This is a genomic window from Bartonella sp. CL70QHWL (assembly GCF_042194855.1).
Lineage (GTDB): Bacteria > Pseudomonadota > Alphaproteobacteria > Rhizobiales > Rhizobiaceae > Bartonella.
The window spans coordinates 1-707 of sequence record NZ_JBHINJ010000122.1 but is presented as its reverse complement, the minus strand read 5'-3'; the positions used below and the strand labels follow the sequence as shown (position 1 = coordinate 707).

The window sequence follows — 707 nt, the reverse complement described above, 5'->3', positions numbered from 1 at the left end:
AGAATGAATGCAGAAATGAATGAAGCTATGAATGAAGATTACAGAGTTGGAGCACCGGTCTTTGATGATGAGAGCTCTTTTGATGCCGGCACTTATGATGGTGAAACGATTGATAATGATGATGTCACCTCTCCAGAGCCGGTTGTGCAGTCCGTTGAAAAGCCTTCAGAGATTGTTCCTAGCATAGAACAGCAGCGTATGGAGCAACAAGCTAAACAAGCTCGTGAAGCGCTTGTCAAGCTTTATGAACCCCAATCCCAGACGCCAATGGTTGAAGGTGAAAATGCACCCCCAGACCTACGTGAGGACCCTGTTCGTTTAGTGGCGTGGATGCTAGATAAGATTCAAAAGCAAGATGCGTATATTAGGGAACAGAAAGAAGCGCTAAGACAAGCTGAGGAACAGCAGCAGCATGATATACGTCTTGGTCAGTTTTTCAACAATTCTGTTAAGTCGTTTCAAAATAAATCCAGTGATTTTGGTGATGCGGCAAATTTTCTTTATGAGAAGCGTGCGAAGGAATTGAGTTCTTGGTCGTCACTTTATCCTGAGTATGCAGATCCAAACACAATTTCTGAGATCATAAGGAATGAATTGCGTACGATTGTAGCGACTTGTGCACAAAGAGATCTCAATCCGGCAGAAGAGATTTATAGAATAGCGCAAAATCTTGGCTATCAGAACCAAGGGGTTCAAGCGAATAATCA

Annotated in this window: 1 protein-coding gene; it reads left to right on the top strand. The window is 43.0% G+C overall.

Annotated elements, in window-relative coordinates; translation table 11 throughout:
* Positions 1 to 3: 3 nt before the first annotated feature.
* Positions 4 to 707 (top strand): hypothetical protein (locus tag ACFIJZ_RS10050; RefSeq protein ID WP_375632030.1); only part of this gene is annotated, 704 nt, incomplete at its 3' end.